This is a genomic window from bacterium (assembly GCA_021372535.1).
GTDB lineage: Bacteria > Latescibacterota > Latescibacteria > Latescibacterales > Latescibacteraceae > JAFGMP01.
This window is the reverse complement of record JAJFUH010000112.1, coordinates 75500-95425: the sequence shown is the minus strand read 5'-3', so window position 1 is coordinate 95425 and position 19926 is coordinate 75500. Positions and strand designations below refer to the sequence as shown.

The following is a 19926-nucleotide window of genomic DNA, read 5'->3' as shown; positions in this document are numbered from 1 at the left end:
AGATCATTTCGACCGGATATGCCGGAGCTGCCCGCGGAACGTTGAATTGCAGCGATCTCGGCATCTGCCCCCGTCAGCAGGCGGGGATACCGCACGGCGAGCGGTACGAACTGTGCAGGAGTGTTCATGCGGAAATGAACGCCATTATTCATGCGGCCCGCACCGATATGCTCGATTCGATCCTGTACCTTGTCGGTCTGGATGCCGAGAACGGTGAAATCGTTTCGGGAGCCCGGCCCTGTAAAATCTGTACCCGCCTTATTATCAATGCCGGTATCAGAACGGTAAAAGTACTTGAAAACGAAGTGCTTGTCACCACATACGATGTGCAGGATTTTATCAACAACGAGCAGTTCGATCTCAAGCAGGCGCGCGGATATTGAGCCTGCCGTTTCGATACGACCGCTTACTGTTACCCTCATTATCAGGGGATAAAGGAAATTATGAACGTTGCAGATACTATTCTTGATTTAATTGGCAATACACCCATGCTCCGTCTTAAAAGGATCAACAGGGGCACGGTGTATGCGAAAGCGGAGTTTTTAAATCCCGGGGGTTCGATCAAAGACCGTGTGGCGCGCTGGATTATCGAGGATGCCGAGCAGAAAGGGCTGCTGAAACCGTCTTCGACAATCATCGAAGCGACATCCGGAAACACCGGCATCGGCGTCGCGCTGGTCGGAAAGCTCAAGGGATATCGTGTCATAATCGTCATGCCCGAGGACATGAGCGAGGAACGCAAGAAAATCGTTGTCGCGCTCGGAGCCGAACTTATCCTTACACCGAAAGAGACGAGTATTACCGGAGCCGTGGAAAAAGCCGAGGAGCTTATCGCCAGAACACCGGATTCGTTCAAGGTCGGGCAGTTCGAAAATCCGCGGAATCCCGAAGCCCACTATAAAGAAACCGCCGTTGAAATCTGGGACCAGATGGAAGGCCGCGTCGATGCGTTTGTCGCCGGTGTGGGAAGCGGCGGAACTCTCGGCGGTGTCGGGCGTTATCTCAAGGAGCGGCTCAAAAACGTGCATATCGTCGCGGTGGAGCCGGCGAACTCCGCGGCACTCCTCGGCCATGAGCCCGGTCTGCATGTCATACAGGGTATTGGCGATGGATTTGTTCCGCCGGTTCTGGATGTCAGCCTTATCGACGAGGTTGTCACGGTGACCGATGATGATGCGATTGAAACAACCCGCAGTCTGGCGCGCATCGAGGGCATTCTTGCGGGGACTTCCTCGGGAGCGAATGTCTGGGCGGCGATTCGGGTCGGGAAAAAACTCGGGCCGGGAAGCCGTGTCGTAACCGTGCTCCCGGACAGAGCAGAACGATATTTTTCGACAAGCCTGCTCTGATAGTGTTGCTGTGAAAAAAACAGCGAACATTCTTTACGCTGAAACGTTGAAAAAGTACCATGATAGATGTAGTAACAGACATAGATGAGATGCGGCTCGTTTCGGAACGGAAGCGCGCCGAAGGTAAAACGGTCGGGTTCGTGCCCACAATGGGCGCCGTCCACGAGGGGCACCTGAGCCTTGTCAGGCGCGCACGAGAACTGTCCGATTTCGTTGTGGTAAGCATTTTTGTCAATCCCACCCAGTTCAGCCCCGGTGAAGATTTCAGGAAATATCCCCGCGATCTCGAAAGCGATGCCCGCGCGATTGAATCGGTCGGCGCCGATCTAATTTTCGCTCCCGAATCCAGGGACATGTATCCCGGGGGATACGCGACCTATATAATTGTCGAAAACCTTACCAAAGAGCTCTGCGGCCATTCCCGGCCTACACATTTCCGCGGGGTGACCACGGTTGTTGCGAAACTTTTTGCCATTGTAAATCCGCATATGGCCGTTTTCGGCCAGAAGGATGCCCAGCAGGTGGCCGTGGTAAAACGCATGGTCAGGGATCTCAACATACCGGTCACAATTGAGGTAAGCCCTGTCGTCCGCGAGCCCGACGGCCTTGCGATGAGCTCGCGGAACAGGTACCTGACCCCCGAGCAGCGCAGCAGCGCAACCGTACTTTATCGATCCCTCTGTTTGGCGGCGGATAGTGTGGCTTCGGGTGTAACCTCGTCGAACGATATTATCCGGAAAGTCCGCAGCACAATAAGAAAGACCGACGGCGCAAAAATCGATTACGTTTATATTGTCGATCCCGATGAGATATCGCATGTCGAGCGGATCGGTGAAAACGCGCTTCTTGCTGTAGCGGTGTGGTTCGGCAAGACGCGGCTCATCGATAATATTGTGCTGCACGGAAAGAAAGGGTGACGTATGCAGATCGAAACGCCGTTTACCAAAGCGATCGTGAAAAAATATCCCGAACAGGTTGTGATCGTTCTTGCGAAGGAGCACTCGGGCAGGGTCAATCCCATTACAATCGGCTGGACCATGCTTACCTCGCATGAGCCACCCATGATGGCTTTCTCCGTGGGGGTGACACGGTATTCGCTCGATGTGCTCCGTGAGGCGAAGGAATGTGTCATCGCTTATCCGTCCGAGAATCAGGCTGAAGCGGCGCTCTTTTTTGGGACACGATCGGGGCGGGATACCGATAAACTGGCGCTTTCGGATGTCAGAACCGCTCCTGCAAGCTTGGTTGACTGTGTCCTTATGGACGATGCGGTCGCGAATTTCGAAGGCCGGATTACCGGGGAGATAAAAACCGGCGACCATGTGATTTTTGCCTGCGAGATCGTTGCGGCACACGTTAACCCGGACGCTCCCGGAAGACTGTATACGGTTGGAACCGGATACCGGATGTCGGGAATTTCAGTGAAAAACCAGTAGAAAATCAGAAGGATGCCATGCAGAGAATAATCCTGAAATCCAAAATTCATAATGCGACTATAACCCAGGCTGATCTTGAATACGAAGGCAGCATCTCGATAGACGAAGATTTTTTGATAATGACCGACATCGTTGAACATGAACGCGTCCAGGTTGTCAACCTCAATAATGGCGAGCGGTTCGAGACCTATGTAATATGCGCGGAGAAAAAATCCGGGATAATCGGTCTTAACGGACCGGCGGCGCGGCTCGGGCAAAAAGGCGACCGGGTGCATATTCTTTCGTATGCCGTTGTCGATGACAATGAAAGGATGAATTTCAGACAAAAAACGGTTTTTCTTGACCACAATAACACCGTAACCAGGAGAAAATAACCTGTGTATCGGAAGAAGGGACGCCTGTTATAAATTTATTCCAATTCACACTTGACATGACACACGAAACAATGTTAATTACCATGCAGTATATCAGTTGAACACAACTGTGAGGTACGCCGATGCGAAACAATAGACTGGTAATTTTAGGATGCGTGTTAACCGCCATGATGTTCACAGCTCTTTCCGCTTATTCACAGCCGTACGCTGTTTCGGATTCCAAAGGAAAAAGCGTTTTCCAGTTACCGCTGAAACCCAATCTCAGCCTGAAAAAACTGAGCCTGCTCGATCCCGAGCGTTTTACCATGAAACAGCAGTATTCGATGAATTTTTCCTCGGTGGGCGGAAACGGTACAATGATGGGAATGTATCTGAACACGATGGAATACCGGTTCAACATGCCGCTGACCATGAGGCTCCGTGTGGCCTACCAGTCACAGAACGCGCAGCTCTTCGGCGATAAAAACTATTCCGGTTATAACGATCTTAATGGCGGGAGGGTCTATATTCCCTCCTTCGATCTTGTATACAAGCCGTTTAAAAATACTGTCATAGGATTTTTCTACAGGGATTACAGCTCGATGAATAATCCCTATTCATATAACAGCCCTTACGGTTATGGGTATGACAGGTTCGGATATTCACCTTATATGGGGTTTTAAGAAAATTTTCAGTGTATGGGCTCTGTTTTTCAGGCATATTGATGTTATTCGACGGGATACGTAGTATAACTGCGTAATCCCTTTTTTTATTTCAGCGGAACAGGTATCTCCTCTATAGATGGCATGACCACGATAACCAAAATTACCGTACTGGTGTCCGCCACAGTGCTCTGTCTTTCTCTCGGTTCGCTTATAATTCTCAATAACTCACAACGCCGTCAGGAGGCCAAGCCCCCGGTGAAGTTCGATTCACTTGTCAGGGTTGCCGTGCTGAACGGCTGCGGAAGAGAGGGCCTTGCGTCATTGTGCGCCCGCAGGCTTCGCGATGAGGGATTCGATGTTGTCAATGGAATGGGAGGAAACGCCGATTCATTCGATTTTGATGTTTCGGTTATCGTCGACCGGAGAGGGGATGCCCGTAAAGTGCGGATGATTGCGGACAAGACCGGTATCAGGGAAATAATAAACCAGCACTCCGATAATCCATATATTATTGAAGATATCGTTTTTATAATAGGTCGTGACTGGGATACCCTGAGTCTTTTCAAAGAGGAGGGTAAAGATTGAATGTGAGTCTGAATCACGATACAGAGCAGAATGTTGACCGTATCGTTGATCTTATCATGGAAAAGAAGGGTGAAGATATCGTTGTGCTCGATCTGCGGAATATTACCAGTGTTTCGGACTTTTTTATCATTGCCACCGGCAATTCTTCCGTTCATGTGAAGGCAATCGCCGATGAAGTCAGGGAAAAGCTGAAAAATAATTACAGCATCAAACCGTGGCATGTCGAGGGGTATGAGGCACAAAAATGGATTCTGCTTGATTATGTCGATATCGTCGTGCATGTTTTCGATGCCGGAACACGGACGTATTATTCCATTGAAAAGCTCTGGGACGATGCCGGGGTTCGTAAAATCGAAACGGACTATTAACCCGGATAATCAGATTTTATTAGACACGGATTTACACGGATCAAACGCGGAATAATAATTTATTCCGGTTATCCGGTCAGTGTATAAAACTTCCATATGAGATGTATTTTACCCGTTACAGTGTCATTCCCGTGGAAACAGGAATCCATCACAGTTCTCAAGGTTTGCGTGAAAAATATTATTGAATAAATCATATCAACCATTTCTACCTGTCGGGGTATTTTATGAGTATCGTTGCAGTAGGCTCCATCGCCCTCGATGATGTTGTCACCGAAGCGGGGTCGGTTACCAATGCTCCCGGTGGTTCGGCGCTTTATTTTTCCGCTGCCGCTTCTCTCTTCGCTCCGGTGCACCTTGTGGGAGTTGTCGGGGACGATTTTCCCCGTGAAGAGATCGAGTTTCTCGAACGGCGCGGAGTGAATCTCGATAATCTGCATGTAATCGGAGGCGGTAAAACGTTCAGATGGTCGGGAGAATATGAACTCGATATGAATAAACGCCGGACTACAAACCTCGAGCTCAACGTGTTTCAGGATTTTAATCCCGTTCTCAATGATACCGCCCGTAAAGCGCCGTACGTTTTCCTCGGCAATATCGGCCCCGAGCTCCAGATGCAGGTGCTTGACCAGACCGAGAATCCGCGGTTTGTCGCCCTGGACACGATGGAATGCTACATCAGCGGTAATTCCGCCGGGCTATGCGATGTTTTGAAGAGAATCGACCTTCTCTTTATCAACGATTCCGAAGCGCAGATTCTTACCGGCGCATCCAATCTTCTGAAAGCTGGCCGCATACTCCTCACCATGGGACCGCATTCGGTAATAATCAAAAAGGGGGAACACGGGTCGCTGCTGTTTGGTAACGATACATTTTTTACCATTCCCGCCTATCCGGTCGAAACGGTCGCCGATCCCACCGGCGCGGGCGATACATTTGCCGGGGCGGTGATGGGATACTGCGCCAGAACGGGATCGACCACAACCGAAGCGCTCAAAAAAGCCGTTGTATACGGCGGGCTTGTGGCATCGTTCGGTGTCGAGGATTTCAGTCTCGATGCCTTGAGAGATATAACGTTTGCGGATGTGGAAAAGCGCATGGATCGCTTCCGCGCCATAACCTCTTTCTGAGGAGCGAGGAATCCCGTATGCCTGTCGAAACGCTCCGCTGGACTGACAACGCCCTCGATATCATCGATCAGCGTCTCCTTCCCGTACGCGAGGTACGGATACTACTCAGAAAGACCGGGGAAGTCTGCGACGCCATCAAAACCCTTGCTGTCCGTGGCGCACCCGCAATAGGTGTTGCGGCGGCCTATGGAGTTGTTGTCGCGGCTCTGGAGAAATGCGACAGGGATTATATCCGGTCTTCGATTACACGTCTCCGGGGGACGCGTCCCACGGCGGTGAACCTTTTTTATGCGCTCGACCGTATGGAGTCGGAAATCGATACGGCGTTTGAATCCTCCGACCCGGTGAAGGTGCTTCTTGATACGGCGCGAGCCATCCACGAGGAAGACGACAGGATATGCCGTGAGCTTTCCTGTCATGGCGCGGAATTGCTTTCCGATGGCGATACGGTACTTACGCACTGTAATGCCGGAGGACTGGCGACATCGGGTTACGGCACCGCGCTCGGTATCGTGTATGCCGCCATCGGGGAGGGGAAACACATCCGTGTGTATGCCGATGAAACCCGCCCTCTTCTGCAGGGGGCCCGTCTCACTGCGTGGGAACTGGCGAAAAACGGCGTGGATGTTACCGTTATCTGCGACAACATGGCTGCGGCAGTGCTCAGGGAGGGAAGGATAAATCACGTCATCGTCGGGGCTGACAGAATAGCGGTTAACGGCGATACAGCAAATAAAATCGGAACATACGGCCTTTCCGTCTGCGCCCGTGAGCATGGCGTACCGTTTTATGTGGCGGCGCCGCTGACCAGTTTCGACTTTTCCATCGCTTCCGGCGCCGGAATTCCCATAGAGGAGCGTGACGCTTCCGAGATTAATACCATCAACGGTGTCCGGACCGCTCCTTGCGACGTATCATTTTACAATCCCGCCTTCGATGTGACACCGGCGGAGAATATATCCGCGATCGTTTCGGAAAAAGGCATTGCGGTTCCTCCCTTTGAACCGGTGCTGAAAAGCTGGAATGCCCGGAACATCCGTACCGGCCGGAAACGCTAACCATGAGAGTGCCCACGGTATGATTGCCATCGGAACATCTGGTTTCAGCTTCAGGGACTGGAAGGGTGTTTTTTATCCCGGGGATATAAAACCAGCCGATATGCTCGGGTATTATGCCCGCTATTTTTCCGCGGTCGAGATAAATACGACGTATTATGGAATACCATCGCCGAAAACATTCGAACGCATGGTCGGCGCGACTCCCGATACCTTCGAGTTCATGGTGAAAACCAACAAGGCAACGACCCACGATCTCAAGGATGCCGATATTTACCCGTCATTCGCGGAATCTCTGGCACCGATCAGGGAGTCCGGGCGTCTTTCGGGAATACTGGCTCAGTTTCCCTGGCGGTTCCGGAATACGCAGGAGAACAGGCGTTATCTTGCCGAGATGTCGGATCGTTACAACGATGCACCCCTTTTTGTCGAGTTCCGTCACGACAGCTGGAACCGTGATGAAGTCTTCGACTTTCTGAGAAGGTCGGGGCTCTTTTTTGTCTCGGTGGATGAGCCCCCGATGGGAAACATGATGCCGCCGGTTGCCGTGGCGACGGGTGATAAAGCCTATGTTCGGTTTCATGGCAGGAACAGGGAAACATGGTGGGGAGATTCGGGTGACCGGTACGATTACAATTATTCGGAAGATGAGCTCGGTGAATGGATCGATAAAGTGGAGGAGCTCGAAAAAACGGTCTGGAAACTCTACGCGTTTTTCAACAACTGTCATCAGGGATATGCCGTACGAAATGCATTGATGTTCCGTGATCTCATGAAACGGAAGGGAATGGATTTCCTGACCGGACTCGACAGCGATGCGGCGGTTAACCCGGTCGATTCATGAATTCAAAAAGGATATAACATGAGACTGTGCTGGAATGACGGGTTTGGCGGCCCGTTGAAAGATATGAAGCCCGAAGAGGCAAAAGTCTACTATGACATGGGATTCCGTGTTGTCGGTATCAATTCGGGCGATGCCGAAGCCACCGATGCGGACATCGACCGCGCGAAGAACATTATCAATGATGCGGGTCTCATGCCCGGGCCCTTCGGCGGGGGAAGAACGACCTTTCATCCCGATCCCGCCGTCTGCCGGGAATATAAACGCGATCTGGCAAAGGTACTGCGCATCGCCGGAAAACTGGGATGCCCGACCATACGGATTTCCGGCGGGAGCTGGGATCCGGCCAACCGGTGGATGCATCACCCCGACAATTTTTCCCAGAAATCGCTCGACCTGTTCATCGAGAACACACGGGAGCTGGTCCCGGCTGCGGAAGACAACGGAGTTACGATCTGCCCCGAAACGACACAGTGGACAATAATAAACAATATCGAGCGGATGAAGGAGTTTGTCGACCGCATCGATTCGCCGTACGTGAAGGTTGTTTTCGACTCGGTCAACCACATGAACGCCGAACGTGTCTACGATTCGGGCCGTTTTGTACGGTGCGCCGTCGCGACGCTCGGGGACAGGATCGGGGTGTTCCATGTCAAGGATGTCATGGTTCAGGACAAGCTCCTCGTCGTGCACATCGACGAGGCGAAAATGGGTACAGGCCTGTTCGATCATGAGGCGCTCATAAAAGTGTCCACACAGCTCGAACCATGGAAAACATTTTCCCTGGAGCACATCAGCGACAGAAATCTGATAAAACCGGCGTACGACTATATTCAGAGTGTCGCCTCACGTATAGGACATACATGGTCCGATCCCCGCTGCACCCGTGAACGGTTTGAAAAGGGGCTCTGCAAATGAGGAATCAGTCGATTTCCGTGCTGCCCGATTATCATATCCATACCACCTTGTGCAACCATGCCGTCGGCGACATGGAAAGCTATGTGGAGCGGGCGGTAGAACTGGGGCTTGAAGAAATCGGTTTTTCGGATCACATGCCGGTGATGCCGGAACCGCACTTATGCATGGGATATGCGGATTTGCCTGTGTACATCGGCCGTGTCCGTGAATTGCAGCACCGCTACGAGGGGCGTATCACCATTCGGCTCGGGTGTGAGATGGATATGGTTCCCGGAAAGAATGATGAAATCCGGCAGATCATCGAGAGTTCGGAGTTCGATTACGTCATCGGGTCCATCCATTACCTCGATGGCTGGCCGTTCGATCAGGAACAGTACAAAAACATATTCGAGGAGAGAAATCTTGACTCCCTTTACGAGAAGTTTTTTAACGCTGTCATCGATGCCGCCCGGACAGGATTGTATGATATAGCCGGTCATGCCGACAATATCAAACGCATGGGATATCGCCCCAGCGGAGGGATTTCCGCTCATTATGAACGTGCGGCTTCCGTGTTCAAAGCCATGGATTGCGCGGTCGAGATCAACACCTCCGGCATCGATTCCGCAGCCCGTGAACCGTACCCTTCGCCCGATTTTTTACGAATTCTTCGCGCGTATGATGTTCCGGTCACCCTGGGCTCGGACGCGCACCGTCCCGAAAGGGTGGGGAATCATTTCGAACGCGCGCTGGAATATCTCCGTGACGCCGGTTATGACCGTGTTGCCTGTTTCCGGGGAAGAGAGCGCTTTTTCAAATCCCTGAACCCGCAGCCGGAAAGGGGCATCCGGTGAGTAATGTCGCGGCGTTTTCCTATGCGCTGATTTCGGCGCTGTTCCTTACCGGCTCGTATCCGACCTTCGGACTCGGTTTTTTTGCTTTTGTGAGCCTCATTCCGCTTTTCCCTGTCTTCATGAAGTGTTCCACCGTCCGGGTACTGTTGTGGACATGGGTTTCAGGCGTCATTTTTCTCGGAATAACCCTTTTCTGGATTCACCACATAACATGGGGGGGAATGGTTGGGGCTGTTATTGTGCTCGCGTTTTTCTTTGCCCTGCCGTTCGCCGTTTCGCGGATAATTTACGAGGTCTCGCCGCGTCTTGGCTTTATCGTTCTGCCGTTCGCGGTTGCCGGGATGGAGTGGATACGGTCGTTCGGTTCCCTCGCGTTCCCATGGATGATACTCGGCAATTCGCAGTCATCGTACCCGTTTTTTATCCAGTTTGCCGACATTACGAGCGTGTACGGTGTTTCGGCATGGATAGTCCTTGTCAATATAAGCTCGTACCTGATTATGAGAAAAAAAACTCCCCGGCGCTGGTTATTGTTTGCCGCGCTTTTCATCATTCCGATTGCCTATTCGATGGCGGTCGTTCTTACCGGTCGTTCGGACGGTAAAAAAATGCAGGTAGCCCTTGTTCAGGGGAATGTCATCCCCGAAGAGAAGTGGGAAGACGGAATGGAGCTCTGGAATATCAATCTGTACCGTTCCATGAGCGTGGAGGCGGCATCGTCTTCGCCCCTTGACCTCATCGTATGGCCGGAAACGGCAACCCCGGTATACCTGCTCGAAACCCCGCGCTACCGGCGCATGGTTCAGTCGCTCGTGGATTCCATCGGCGTTCCTGTTCTCACGGGAACCCCTTCCATAGATATCGATACGAGGGAAACATGGAATTCCGCGGCTTTTTTTGTGCCGGACGCCCCGCACGCCCAGATTTATCACAAAATACATCTCGTACCGTTCGGTGAAGCGATACCGCTCGACGATTATTTCCCGGAACTGCGTAAACTCGATTTTGGTCAGGCAAACTGGGATAAGGGAAAAGAGCGGGTTATTTTTACATCCGACGTATTACCGCCCTTTTGTGCTGTGATCTGTTTTGAATCGATATTTCCCGATCTTATCCGGAGTTTTGTCGTGAAAGGTGTGGAGTTTATCGTTGTGATCACCAACGATGTCTGGTTTGGCCCGTCGCCTTCACCGCAGCAGCATGCAAGGATATCGGTGTTTCGGGCGATCGAGTTTCACCGGCCGGTGATACGGTGCGCAAACACCGGTATTTCGATGATAATCGATCCGTACGGGCGTATTCTGAAACAAACGGACACCTTTACGCGTGATACGCTTATCGGGACTATCGTTCCCCGTACAGGCAGAACATTCTATATGCGGTTCGGAAATGTATTCAGCCTGGCATCGTTTCTGTTTACCATGATTGCCCTGTCGGGCTGTCTTTATATAAAATATCATTCCGGCGAGAGGAATCCATGAAACGCTTATTACTTTTGATGATATCGCTGACGGCTGTATTGAGCACGGTCAATGCCGGAGCTGTGGAATATCCGGATTGGCAGGGGTTTCCACCCATGTACACGATTCAGGATATGGTGGAATTCAACGGCACCCTGTTCTGCGCCTGCAAGGGAGGCTTGTTCCGGTATAATCCCCAGACACGGGAATATACGCTCTATTACAAAAATCACGGATTGCTGAGCAACGATATACTTGCTGTCGCCGCAACGTTGAACTACCTCTACCTTGGATTTACGAATGCCGGCCTGGTGCGGTTCGATCCGGTTACGGAGCAGTATGAGCAGATTCTGTTTCCGGAGTATACGGCGAACAGGAACAAGATCAATGTTACAAAAATCTTCGCCATGAACGACAGCGTCCTCTATATCGGCCACTCGAAAGGGGTGGACAAGATCAATGTTTATACGAAGGAACTGAGAACATTTTCGAAGCTCGGAAAATATATATCCGAAAATTCGCCCGTTTCCGATGTCAAGGTAATAAAGGGGAAGATTTATGTCTGTACCGAATTCGGTCTTGCCGTTGCGGATGAGAGCAATCCCGACCTGGAGTTTTACGGAAACTGGAAAAACTATACCTACGGCAGCTCACGTTTTAATTGTATCGAACGGGTCGTTGATGAATACGACGATACCATCTGGATCGGCACTACCGGGGACGGGATACTGTTCTTTAATGAGGACATAAATGCGATTCAACCCTCAGGTATTACAAGCGGCAATTTTTATTCTATAACAAAGGCATTCGATACTCCCTGCGCCGCCTCGAACAATGGCCTGTATAAAAAATTCATCAGATCATGGTATTCCTACGATGCCACCTACCTCGGATTGAAATCAATAGTCTTTGGCAGCGACGGAAATCTATGGGTCGGGACATCTCAGGCCGGCCTGAAATGTTATACATCCGATGGGTATACCGAGATTCCTTCGGTCGGAGGCCCGAGAAACTCGACATTTTATAATTTTTATTTATCCGATAATGACAATGTGCTCTGGACGACGACTTCCCGCAAGGGGGAAAACTACGATGCGCTGGTTCTGCGATATGACAATGTGATCTGGACCGAATACCGTGAAGAAGAGGGCATTCTCCACACCACAGTGGATATTACCGGAGACAACAATGGCAATTACTGGCTTCCGTCCTGGGGGAAGGGATTGTATGTGATGACCGATATCGGTATCCCCGACAAGAGCACGGTCCATGTTGAAAAGGTCGATCCCGCGGGAGATATCATAAAATATACCATCGGTAAGAATTTCATCGTATGTTCCGATCTGGTGAAAGACAAATACGGCAATATCTGGGTCGCAAACCATCAGGCGCAGGAAACCAATTCGGGAGCTGTCGTGTTCGACGGGTATCCGTTCACGAAGCACCAGACATATTCACCCGATGAGGACGGTATCGCGTCTGCCGAAATCATGTGCATGGATGCCGACAATGACGGATGGATATGGCTCGGAACATACCAGTCAGGACTGACCGGAGTGTATGTCGGCGACGATCCCTTTGACAAATTCGATACCTATACGGTTAATCTCAATCTCGACAACGGGCTTCTCGGTATGCTGATAACCACTATCAATCACGATCTCTACGGCGATATATGGGTCGGAACGAAGGGCGGTCTCAACCGGATAAAAAAACTTCCGGATAAGCGGCTCAAAGTCGAAGACCTGTCCACGCTTCTGGAAGGAGGATCGGTAGAAGTCACCTCGATCGAGGTAGATAAATACGACAACAAGTGGATCGGTACCAGTGTGGGCGGACTGTTTAAAATCGATGCGAAAAATGAAGCGGCAGGTCATTACACAACACAGAACAGCGGATTGTTTTCGGATATGATCCTGTCTCTTAAGTATGACAATACGCATGATGTTCTCTGGGTCGGGACCGATACCGGTCTCAATAAATTTTACGCTCTCGGAACGACCCCCGAAAAGAGCGATACCGAAATACATGTTTTCCCCAATCCATTCGAAATATGGGGAACGAACTCCTTTGTCACATTCACCAACCTCAAGCTAATGAGCAATATCAGGATTTATTCGTTCAACGGCGAGCTTGTCGATGAGCTCGTCGCCGATCAGAGCGGAAACTCCGGCAGCGCATACACCCTCTGGTATGGAAAGAATTTCAAGGATGAAACCGTAGGCTCGGGAATCTACTTCTTTACCGGTATTACCACGAACGGCAGGCTGTTCAAAGATAAGATGGCTGTCATAAGGAGGTAAGGGTGTTTGCACACCTGAAACAGCTTTTCAAGCATTCCGTGGTTTACGGGATGTCGGAGACCATTTCCCGCGGCACGGGTTTTATCCTCCTTTTCATGTACCTCCGGATTCTCAATGAATACGATATCGGAATCAGACGGCTGGTATATACCGCTGCCGGTTTTATCGTCCTGTTATACACCCTCGGTCTCGATAACGCATTTCTCCGTTATTTCATGGACAAGGATTATGACCATGAAAAAGATTCGATCTTCTCTACATCGCTCGTATTCACAACACTGATCGGGCTGCTTTTTTTTGCATCGGGTTATTTTTTCGGCGGTTCACTGTCAAGCCTCCTGATCACAAATTCTTCCCACACGTACCTTATAAATCTCATGTTCCTTATCCTCGTGTTCGACACGATTGTCATATATCCGACGCTTGTTCTCCGCGCGGAAAGCAGGCTCGGCTATTTCTCGCTCATTTCGATGGCGCGTTTTATCCTTTTGATTGGCCTGAACATTGTATTCTTATGGATTTTCAAGCGAGGATTGCCCGGTGTTTTCGAAGCGAATCTCGTGGCGGTCATTATCATTACCATAATCCTGTTTCCTGTCATAAAATCGAATTTTACCACCCGTATTTCGTACCGTGTTCTGAAAAAACTCCTCATGTTCGGAGTTCCCACGATTGTTACGTTGTTTTTCCTCCGTATTATCGACTTTTCGGATAATTATCTCATAGAATACTTTCTCGGCACCGACCAGGTAGGGTTTTATGCCCCTGTCTATACCCTCGGCATGGTCGGAATCATGGTTTTTGTCAATTCATTCCGGCTTGCATGGCAGCCCTTTTTCATTTCGGTCAAAGACAATCCCGATGTAAAAGTACTGTTCTCGAAGATTGCAACATATTATGCTGTGTTTATCGCGATTGTGTTTCTCGGGATGACGCTCTTCCGTGAAGAGATTTTTTTCCTGTATACATCGGGGAAACAGCCGACACCGCTTTCGAATATCATACCTTTTGTGGCGCTTGCATATGTTCTCTACGGTTTTTATTTCATCATGCTGGCCGGAGTGTTTATCCGTGAGAAAACAAAATATCTGCCTATAGCGCCGATTACCGGAGCTGTATTGAATATCGGCCTCAATATTGTTTTCATTCCCCGGTTCGGGATCATCGGGGCAGCATATACCACCATTTTCGCGTATCTGGTGATGGTTGTGATTCTGTTCGCGATTTCCCGTAATGTTTACCATGTCCGCTATGAATTTCCACGGCTCGGGGCTGTGTTCCTTCTGACCGCGGTTCTTGTCGGAATCTCGTTCTCATTTCATTCCGCTCCGTGGATGATCCGCATGTTTGGGAATGGAATTCTCTTTATTCTGCCCCCTGTCGTGTACTGGTACAGCGGATTTCTCAAACCCGAAGAAATCAGCAGAATCAGACAAATGATACACGGACGGTTTTCGCGATGAATGACATGGACATATTCCTCAACGCTCTCAACAACATGCCCGAGGACATACACAGCGCCAAATTCAACGGGTCGGGCACGGAAGACAAACACGCATACGCTCATAACGGTGCGTTTGATATCACCCTCGATCTCACCGGTATGAAAAAAGCCGAAGCGGTACAGACTCTCGAAAATGTATTGAAAAAAGCTCATGGGAAAGACCGGCACATCCTGGTTTTAACCGGCCCCGTAACTGTGAATGAGCATGATACGGATTCCATACGTGACGCGGTGCGTTACTATTGTGACCGTGAAGGCTCAAAATATATCAGGACATTCCGGGCAGCGCCGGACGAACAGGGGGGAGAGGGCACCTTTATTCTTATTACATGAGCACGGTGAAAATCAACGTTTAATTCTGGCACTGCCTTCCGCAATGTATTATAATACCGTATATCCGCATAAGATTCCGAAAGTTATGCGCTCAACCCGTCAGGGGCGAATCCGAACACGGGATTGAACCGGTGAGGAGATTTTCGCGGATTATTACGCCGTATACCGCAGGCATGAACTGAATCCGGCGGCGCATCGTGTTGACTGGTATTATTAATCAATATAATGATATTATTTAACTAACAGAAATTTCTCGAATAACTGCACAATATACGATTACGTACTTGACCCTCTCATGTTTTGTGATTTATCTTGATTAAAGACAGCCACGCTAATACTGTGAACATTATCGCGAAATGAGATATTCCATGGAGGCGGCAATGAAAATTACGATGATACCTTTTTCCGTTCTGGCGGTGTTTGCCCTGGTAGTACTGTCGTGCGCAGGGAAACGCGCCGCTGTAAGTATTCAGCCGAAACCGGGCGAATCGCCACTGGCGGCATTTACGAAAGTACGGCTCGAAAACGGTCTCGATGTTATTGTCAAAGAGGTTCATTCGGCGCCGATTGTGGCGGTTTACCTCTGGTGCAATACGGGAAGCTGTAATGAGGATGAGAAGATATACGGTATTTCGCACTTCTACGAGCATATGTTTTTCAAGGGGACCGAAAAACGCGGAGTGGGTGAGATCGACCGTGCGATAAAGAGTCTTGGCGGGTATAACAACGCGTTTACATCGAAAGAGTATACCGCTTATTATGTGGTTCTTCCATCCGAGAATTTCACGTTTGCGGCTGATGTGCTTGTCGATGCAATCCGGAATTCGAGTTTCCCCGAGGAAGAGATACAGAAGGAGCTCGGCGTTATCAAGGAAGAAATCAACCGTAAAGAAGATGACCCGTCAGGGAAGCTTTATGAGGAAATCTTCGCGGTTCTGTATCCGGGAACGCCCTATGAGCATGCTGTTCTGGGTACGAAGGAGAGTATTTCCGGAATCACTCGCGATGATTTCAAAAAGTATCTTTCCACGTTTTATGTTCCTAATAACATGACCGCCGTAATAGTGGGCGATGTAAAAAGCAAAGACGCAATCGACGAGATGAGGAAACTGACCGCCGACTGGAAACCCGATCCGGAAGTCAGCAGCCGTGTGAAATCGTTCGATGTGCCGAAACGTGAAGGAATCTGCGGTTTTACCCTGGAAAAAGACGTCAACATGTCGTATGTCATGATGGCTTTCCGCACATCGGGATACACCAATCAGAAGGAGAGCACCGCGCTCGATATCGCCAGCTCAGTGCTCGGCGAAGGGAAAAGCTCACGGCTTTACCGGAGAATCGTCGAGCAGGAACAGATAGCCTCATCAGTCCAGGCGTTTATCTATCCCATGAGACGGTCGGGGATGTTCATAATATTCGGTACGATGGACCGCCAGAACGTCGAGCCTTTCAAGAAGGCGGTTCTTGAAGAGATCGAAAAACTCCGGGGAAATCCCATCGGCGGCGATGAGCTTAAAAAAGTGAAAACCATGCTCAAGGCCGATTTCCAGTTTGGTAATGAAACCAATGCCGATATCGGGCAGACACTGGGACATTTCAACACCCTCGGTATCCTCGAACAGGTGACAGAATATGAACGCACTATCGACGCTGTGACAGCCGGCGACGTAACAACATATGCGTCAACGGTGCTCGATACAAAATCATACGCCATCGGTATCATAAATCAGCGAATTCCTACGGACCGGGAGGTGCGCGGTGAATAAGATCATATCATTGACAGGTGCTGTTCTTATCATGATAACCATACTTTATCCTGCGGAGGTTCAGGCAGTGAAACGAACCGAGCTTTCAAATGGACTTGTTATACTCACAAAACCGGTGACAACCAACAGTATCGTATCGGTGATAGTCGCTCTCAAAATGGGGAGCCTGTACGAAACGGACGAAAAAGCCGGGCTCTGCACCCTCATGCAGGATACCATACTCAAGGGCACCACGACGCGCACCTCGGAACAGATCGCTCTTGAACTCGAAAGCCTCGGTACACGGATATCCTCTTCCTCCGACCGTGAGTACGGGACTCTGTCATTCCAGTCAACCGCCGAAAGCCTCGACAGGAGCCTCGATATCCTCTATGATATCCTCCTGAATCCGACATTTCCCGATGATGCGGTCGATCTTCAGAAAAAATTGCAGATACGGAATATCCTCATGCGCCGTGACCAGGCGATATATCAGGCGATAGAGCTCATGGTCGAAGCTCATTTCGGCAGCCACCCTTTCCATAAACCGCGAATGGGCTACCCGGAAACAGTGCAGACCCTCAGCCGTAATGATCTGCTCGACCTGTATAAAAAAATCTATGTGCCCGACAATATGGTCATATGTGTGGTTGGTAATTTTGACGAAAGCCGGTTTATTGCGGGTATTACCGAAAAACTGGGCGCACTTCCCAAATCGGTCAAACCGTCGAAAATTCCGGGCGAGCTGATCAGACATACCGCACCCGTTGAAAAGACCGAAACCCGCGAGACAGCCGCAAGCTGGTTCGCTCTCGGCTGGGAATCCCCGAAAATGGATGCTCCCGATTACTATGCCATGGAAGTTCTCGATTCCATAACCGGCGGCTCCATGAATTCGCGGCTGTTTGTGGCGATCCGCGAAAAACGGGGGCTTGCCTATCAGGTATCGTCATTCGTGAACGCCCGCATGGAGGCCGGTATCTTTGTCGCATACATCGGGACGAAACCATCGACCTATGAAGAGGCCAAAAAGGTGCTGCTCGAGGAAGTGTGGCGCATGGGCAGGGAGAATGTTACGGCGGAGGAACTGAAAAACGCCAAGAGTTATCTCAAGGGCATGAATATCATGGGAATGGAATCGAATACGGGGCAGGCATCCCAGTATGCGCTCAACGAGATTCTCGGCGTCGGTTATGATTTCGGCGACCGGTATAACGAAGCGATCGAGAAGATAACCGTTTCGGATGTGCGGAATGTGGGAAAGAAATACCTGGGCGACAATTATTCGCTTGGCGCTGTTCTGGCAAAGTAAATACATCGGGCGACATGCCGGTATATATACATGACGACATGAATAATTACGTATGTTATAACTGATCAGATTCTGAAGCGGGTTCAGGATAACGGTCATGCCGAATTCGTTTCGGCGTTTGTTTCAAAAATAGAAACACGTAAATATTACATCCTGTATACTCTGCCCGGGACATCAGAGGAAAGGGCGGTGTTTCATGAAAAGGCTGAAAATCGGAGTGCTTGCATCCGGCGGAGGAACAAATCTCCAGAGCATAATCGACAGGAGCCTTGACGGATCGCTTTCGGGTGATGTCGTCCTTGTCGTATCGAACAATTCCGATGCATTCGCGCTCGAACGTGCGCGCAGGCATGGTATCGATGCGCTCCATATCAGCCCCGTTACCGAGGGTTCACCCGGGGATGCCGACAGGCGGATAACGGACGAAATGTGTGCACGGAATGTCGATCTTGTCGTTCTGGCGGGCTATATGAAGAAAATCGGCCCCCTGCTGCTCGCAACGTATTCAAATAGAATTATCAATATTCATCCGGCGCTTTTGCCGAAATTCGGCGGAAAAGGGATGTACGGCATGCGTGTTCACGATGCCGTGATAGCCGCAGGCGAAAAGGAAAGCGGCCCGACCGTACATCTTGTCGATAATCTGTATGATCATGGAACGATTCTCGCCCAGGACAGAATTCCGGTCATGGCGGATGATACTCCGGAGACTTTGCAGAAACGGGTGCTGGCGCTTGAACATATAATACTTCCAAAAACAATAAACAAAATAGCTGAGGAGTGGAAGTCCTGATGGAGCGGACATGGGCAAAAAGAACCGAAGAACTGATTGAAAAAGCGCTTGAAGAGGATATCGATACCGGTGATATCACGACGGAATCGACTGTCCCCCCCGACCTGGTTTCCACGGCGTTTCTTTTCACGAGAGAAGATGGTGTTCTGGCGGGTATCGATGTGGCGATAAAAGTGTTTCGACGGGTCGATCCGGGGCTTGAGATAAATGCGTATTTCAAGGACGGGGATCAGATACAGCACGGCCAGCGGATAGCCGAGATCAAAGGTTTTGCATCATCCATAATGAAAGCCGAACGGACAGCCCTCAATTTTGTGGGCCGGATGACGGGGATTGCCACGAAAACAGCCGCGCTCGTCAAACAGGTCGAGGGCTGTCATGCAAAAATTCTCGATACCCGCAAGACGGCGCCGACCATGCGTCATCTCGATAAATACGCCGTGCGTGTCGGGGGAGGTTCGAATCACCGTTTCGGGCTTTTTGATATGGTGCTCATCAAGGATAATCATATAGCGATATCAGGCGGAATCAGGATTGCCACCGAGCGCGTGATTTCGTATCTCAAGGAGAGAAATATCCAGACAAAAATCGAGGTTGAGTGCAAGTCGTACGAAGAAGTCCTCGAAGCCGTTTATACCCCGATAGATATAATAATGCTCGACAACATGGAAATTCCGGAAATCGAGAAGTCGGTCAATACCATCAGGACTATCTCGGTGGAAACCGGCAGGATGATCCGTGTGGAAGCATCGGGTAATGTGAACGGAAACAATGTTCGCATCATTGCGGAAACCGGAGTGGACTATATTTCGATTGGAGCGCTAACGCATTCGGTGAAAAACCATGATTTTTCCCTCCTTTTTGCCGAATTATAATACATATGCTGAATTAATTATACATAATCACGTTGCCGTACTGCATATGCTGTATTATTACTGCTTATGGT

The 19926-nt window shown here is 50.1% G+C and carries 21 protein-coding genes; all 21 read left to right on the top strand.

Annotated elements, in window-relative coordinates; translation table 11 throughout:
- The coding region (locus LLG96_10930) for a cytidine deaminase (protein ID MCE5250720.1) at positions 1-383 on the top strand (383 nt) is incomplete at its 5' end.
- Between the two features lie 60 nt (positions 384-443).
- Entirely contained in the window at positions 444-1349 is a 906-nt protein-coding gene (gene cysK / locus LLG96_10925) for a cysteine synthase A (protein ID MCE5250719.1), read from the top strand.
- A 62-nt stretch (positions 1350-1411) separates the two neighbouring features.
- Positions 1412-2266, top strand: coding sequence for a pantoate--beta-alanine ligase (gene panC, locus LLG96_10920; protein MCE5250718.1), 855 nt, complete (start codon positions 1412-1414; stop codon positions 2264-2266).
- 3 nt (positions 2267-2269) lie between these two features.
- Complete coding sequence (locus tag LLG96_10915; protein MCE5250717.1) at positions 2270-2785, top strand: flavin reductase family protein; 516 nt, start codon at positions 2270-2272, stop codon at positions 2783-2785.
- A 17-nt stretch (positions 2786-2802) separates the two neighbouring features.
- Complete coding sequence (locus LLG96_10910) at positions 2803-3159, top strand: aspartate 1-decarboxylase (protein MCE5250716.1); 357 nt, start codon at positions 2803-2805, stop codon at positions 3157-3159.
- 167 nt (positions 3160-3326) lie between these two features.
- Positions 3327-3821: a hypothetical protein gene (locus LLG96_10905; GenBank protein MCE5250715.1), complete on the top strand. Its 495-nt coding sequence runs from the start codon at positions 3327-3329 to the stop codon at positions 3819-3821.
- Positions 3822-3944: 123 nt separating this feature from the next.
- On the top strand, positions 3945-4388 hold the full coding sequence (locus LLG96_10900; protein ID MCE5250714.1) for a LytR C-terminal domain-containing protein: 444 nt from the start codon (positions 3945-3947) through the stop codon (positions 4386-4388).
- Positions 4389-4390: 2 nt separating this feature from the next.
- Positions 4391-4756, top strand: a complete 366-nt coding sequence (gene rsfS / locus LLG96_10895) for a ribosome silencing factor (GenBank protein MCE5250713.1) — start codon at positions 4391-4393, stop codon at positions 4754-4756.
- Between the two features lie 224 nt (positions 4757-4980).
- The gene (locus LLG96_10890; GenBank protein ID MCE5250712.1) at positions 4981-5883 is read left to right on the top strand and encodes a PfkB family carbohydrate kinase; all 903 of its coding nucleotides are present in this window, start codon (positions 4981-4983) and stop codon (positions 5881-5883) included.
- Positions 5884-5900: 17 nt separating this feature from the next.
- Positions 5901-6941: an S-methyl-5-thioribose-1-phosphate isomerase gene (gene mtnA, locus LLG96_10885; GenBank protein ID MCE5250711.1), complete on the top strand. Its 1041-nt coding sequence runs from the start codon at positions 5901-5903 to the stop codon at positions 6939-6941.
- On the top strand, positions 6907-7782 hold the full coding sequence (locus LLG96_10880) for a DUF72 domain-containing protein (GenBank protein MCE5250710.1): 876 nt from the start codon (positions 6907-6909) through the stop codon (positions 7780-7782). Before mtnA ends, LLG96_10880 begins: the two co-directional genes overlap by 35 nt.
- An 18-nt stretch (positions 7783-7800) precedes the next feature.
- Entirely contained in the window at positions 7801-8697 is an 897-nt protein-coding gene (locus tag LLG96_10875) for a sugar phosphate isomerase/epimerase (GenBank protein ID MCE5250709.1), read from the top strand.
- A complete protein-coding gene (locus tag LLG96_10870; protein ID MCE5250708.1) occupies positions 8694-9530 on the top strand; it encodes a histidinol-phosphatase HisJ family protein in 837 nt (278 codons plus the stop codon). Before LLG96_10875 ends, LLG96_10870 begins: the two co-directional genes overlap by 4 nt.
- Positions 9527-11011, top strand: a complete 1485-nt coding sequence (lnt, locus tag LLG96_10865; protein ID MCE5250707.1) for an apolipoprotein N-acyltransferase — start codon at positions 9527-9529, stop codon at positions 11009-11011. The genes LLG96_10870 and lnt overlap by 4 nt, the downstream gene beginning before the upstream one ends.
- The gene (locus tag LLG96_10860) at positions 11008-13293 is read left to right on the top strand and encodes a hypothetical protein (GenBank protein MCE5250706.1); all 2286 of its coding nucleotides are present in this window, start codon (positions 11008-11010) and stop codon (positions 13291-13293) included. Before lnt ends, LLG96_10860 begins: the two co-directional genes overlap by 4 nt.
- A 2-nt stretch (positions 13294-13295) precedes the next feature.
- Positions 13296-14756, top strand: a complete 1461-nt coding sequence (locus LLG96_10855; protein ID MCE5250705.1) for an oligosaccharide flippase family protein — start codon at positions 13296-13298, stop codon at positions 14754-14756.
- The gene (locus LLG96_10850) at positions 14753-15130 is read left to right on the top strand and encodes a Smr/MutS family protein (GenBank protein ID MCE5250704.1); all 378 of its coding nucleotides are present in this window, start codon (positions 14753-14755) and stop codon (positions 15128-15130) included. The genes LLG96_10855 and LLG96_10850 overlap by 4 nt, the downstream gene beginning before the upstream one ends.
- Positions 15131-15510: 380 nt before the next feature.
- On the top strand, positions 15511-16896 hold the full coding sequence (locus LLG96_10845; protein MCE5250703.1) for an insulinase family protein: 1386 nt from the start codon (positions 15511-15513) through the stop codon (positions 16894-16896).
- A complete protein-coding gene (locus LLG96_10840; GenBank protein MCE5250702.1) occupies positions 16889-18187 on the top strand; it encodes an insulinase family protein in 1299 nt (432 codons plus the stop codon). The genes LLG96_10845 and LLG96_10840 overlap by 8 nt, the downstream gene beginning before the upstream one ends.
- A gap of 196 nt (positions 18188-18383) precedes the next feature.
- Positions 18384-18980: a phosphoribosylglycinamide formyltransferase gene (purN, locus tag LLG96_10835; protein ID MCE5250701.1), complete on the top strand. Its 597-nt coding sequence runs from the start codon at positions 18384-18386 to the stop codon at positions 18978-18980.
- Positions 18980-19855: a carboxylating nicotinate-nucleotide diphosphorylase gene (gene nadC, locus LLG96_10830; GenBank protein ID MCE5250700.1), complete on the top strand. Its 876-nt coding sequence runs from the start codon at positions 18980-18982 to the stop codon at positions 19853-19855. Before purN ends, nadC begins: the two co-directional genes overlap by 1 nt.
- Positions 19856-19926 lie beyond the last annotated feature (71 nt).

What these genes read in the sequence shown, in the direction of transcription:
- LLG96_10905 (MCE5250715.1), top strand. Translation starts at nt 3,327, where the DNA reads ATGATGTTCACAGCTCTTTCCGCTTATTCACAGCCGTACGCTGTTTCG.
- mtnA (MCE5250711.1), top strand. Translation starts at nt 5,901, where the DNA reads ATGCCTGTCGAAACGCTCCGCTGGACTGACAACGCCCTCGATATCATC.
- nadC (MCE5250700.1), top strand. Translation starts at nt 18,980, where the DNA reads ATGGAGCGGACATGGGCAAAAAGAACCGAAGAACTGATTGAAAAAGCG.
- LLG96_10890 (MCE5250712.1), top strand. Translation starts at nt 4,981, where the DNA reads ATGAGTATCGTTGCAGTAGGCTCCATCGCCCTCGATGATGTTGTCACC.
- LLG96_10845 (MCE5250703.1), top strand. Translation starts at nt 15,511, where the DNA reads ATGAAAATTACGATGATACCTTTTTCCGTTCTGGCGGTGTTTGCCCTG.
- LLG96_10875 (MCE5250709.1), top strand. Translation starts at nt 7,801, where the DNA reads ATGAGACTGTGCTGGAATGACGGGTTTGGCGGCCCGTTGAAAGATATG.
- cysK (MCE5250719.1), top strand. Translation starts at nt 444, where the DNA reads ATGAACGTTGCAGATACTATTCTTGATTTAATTGGCAATACACCCATG.
- LLG96_10900 (MCE5250714.1), top strand. Translation starts at nt 3,945, where the DNA reads ATGACCACGATAACCAAAATTACCGTACTGGTGTCCGCCACAGTGCTC.
- LLG96_10870 (MCE5250708.1), top strand. Translation starts at nt 8,694, where the DNA reads ATGAGGAATCAGTCGATTTCCGTGCTGCCCGATTATCATATCCATACC.
- LLG96_10860 (MCE5250706.1), top strand. Translation starts at nt 11,008, where the DNA reads ATGAAACGCTTATTACTTTTGATGATATCGCTGACGGCTGTATTGAGC.
- LLG96_10915 (MCE5250717.1), top strand. Translation starts at nt 2,270, where the DNA reads ATGCAGATCGAAACGCCGTTTACCAAAGCGATCGTGAAAAAATATCCC.
- LLG96_10880 (MCE5250710.1), top strand. Translation starts at nt 6,907, where the DNA reads ATGCCCGGAACATCCGTACCGGCCGGAAACGCTAACCATGAGAGTGCC.
- LLG96_10850 (MCE5250704.1), top strand. Translation starts at nt 14,753, where the DNA reads ATGAATGACATGGACATATTCCTCAACGCTCTCAACAACATGCCCGAG.
- purN (MCE5250701.1), top strand. Translation starts at nt 18,384, where the DNA reads ATGAAAAGGCTGAAAATCGGAGTGCTTGCATCCGGCGGAGGAACAAAT.
- LLG96_10910 (MCE5250716.1), top strand. Translation starts at nt 2,803, where the DNA reads ATGCAGAGAATAATCCTGAAATCCAAAATTCATAATGCGACTATAACC.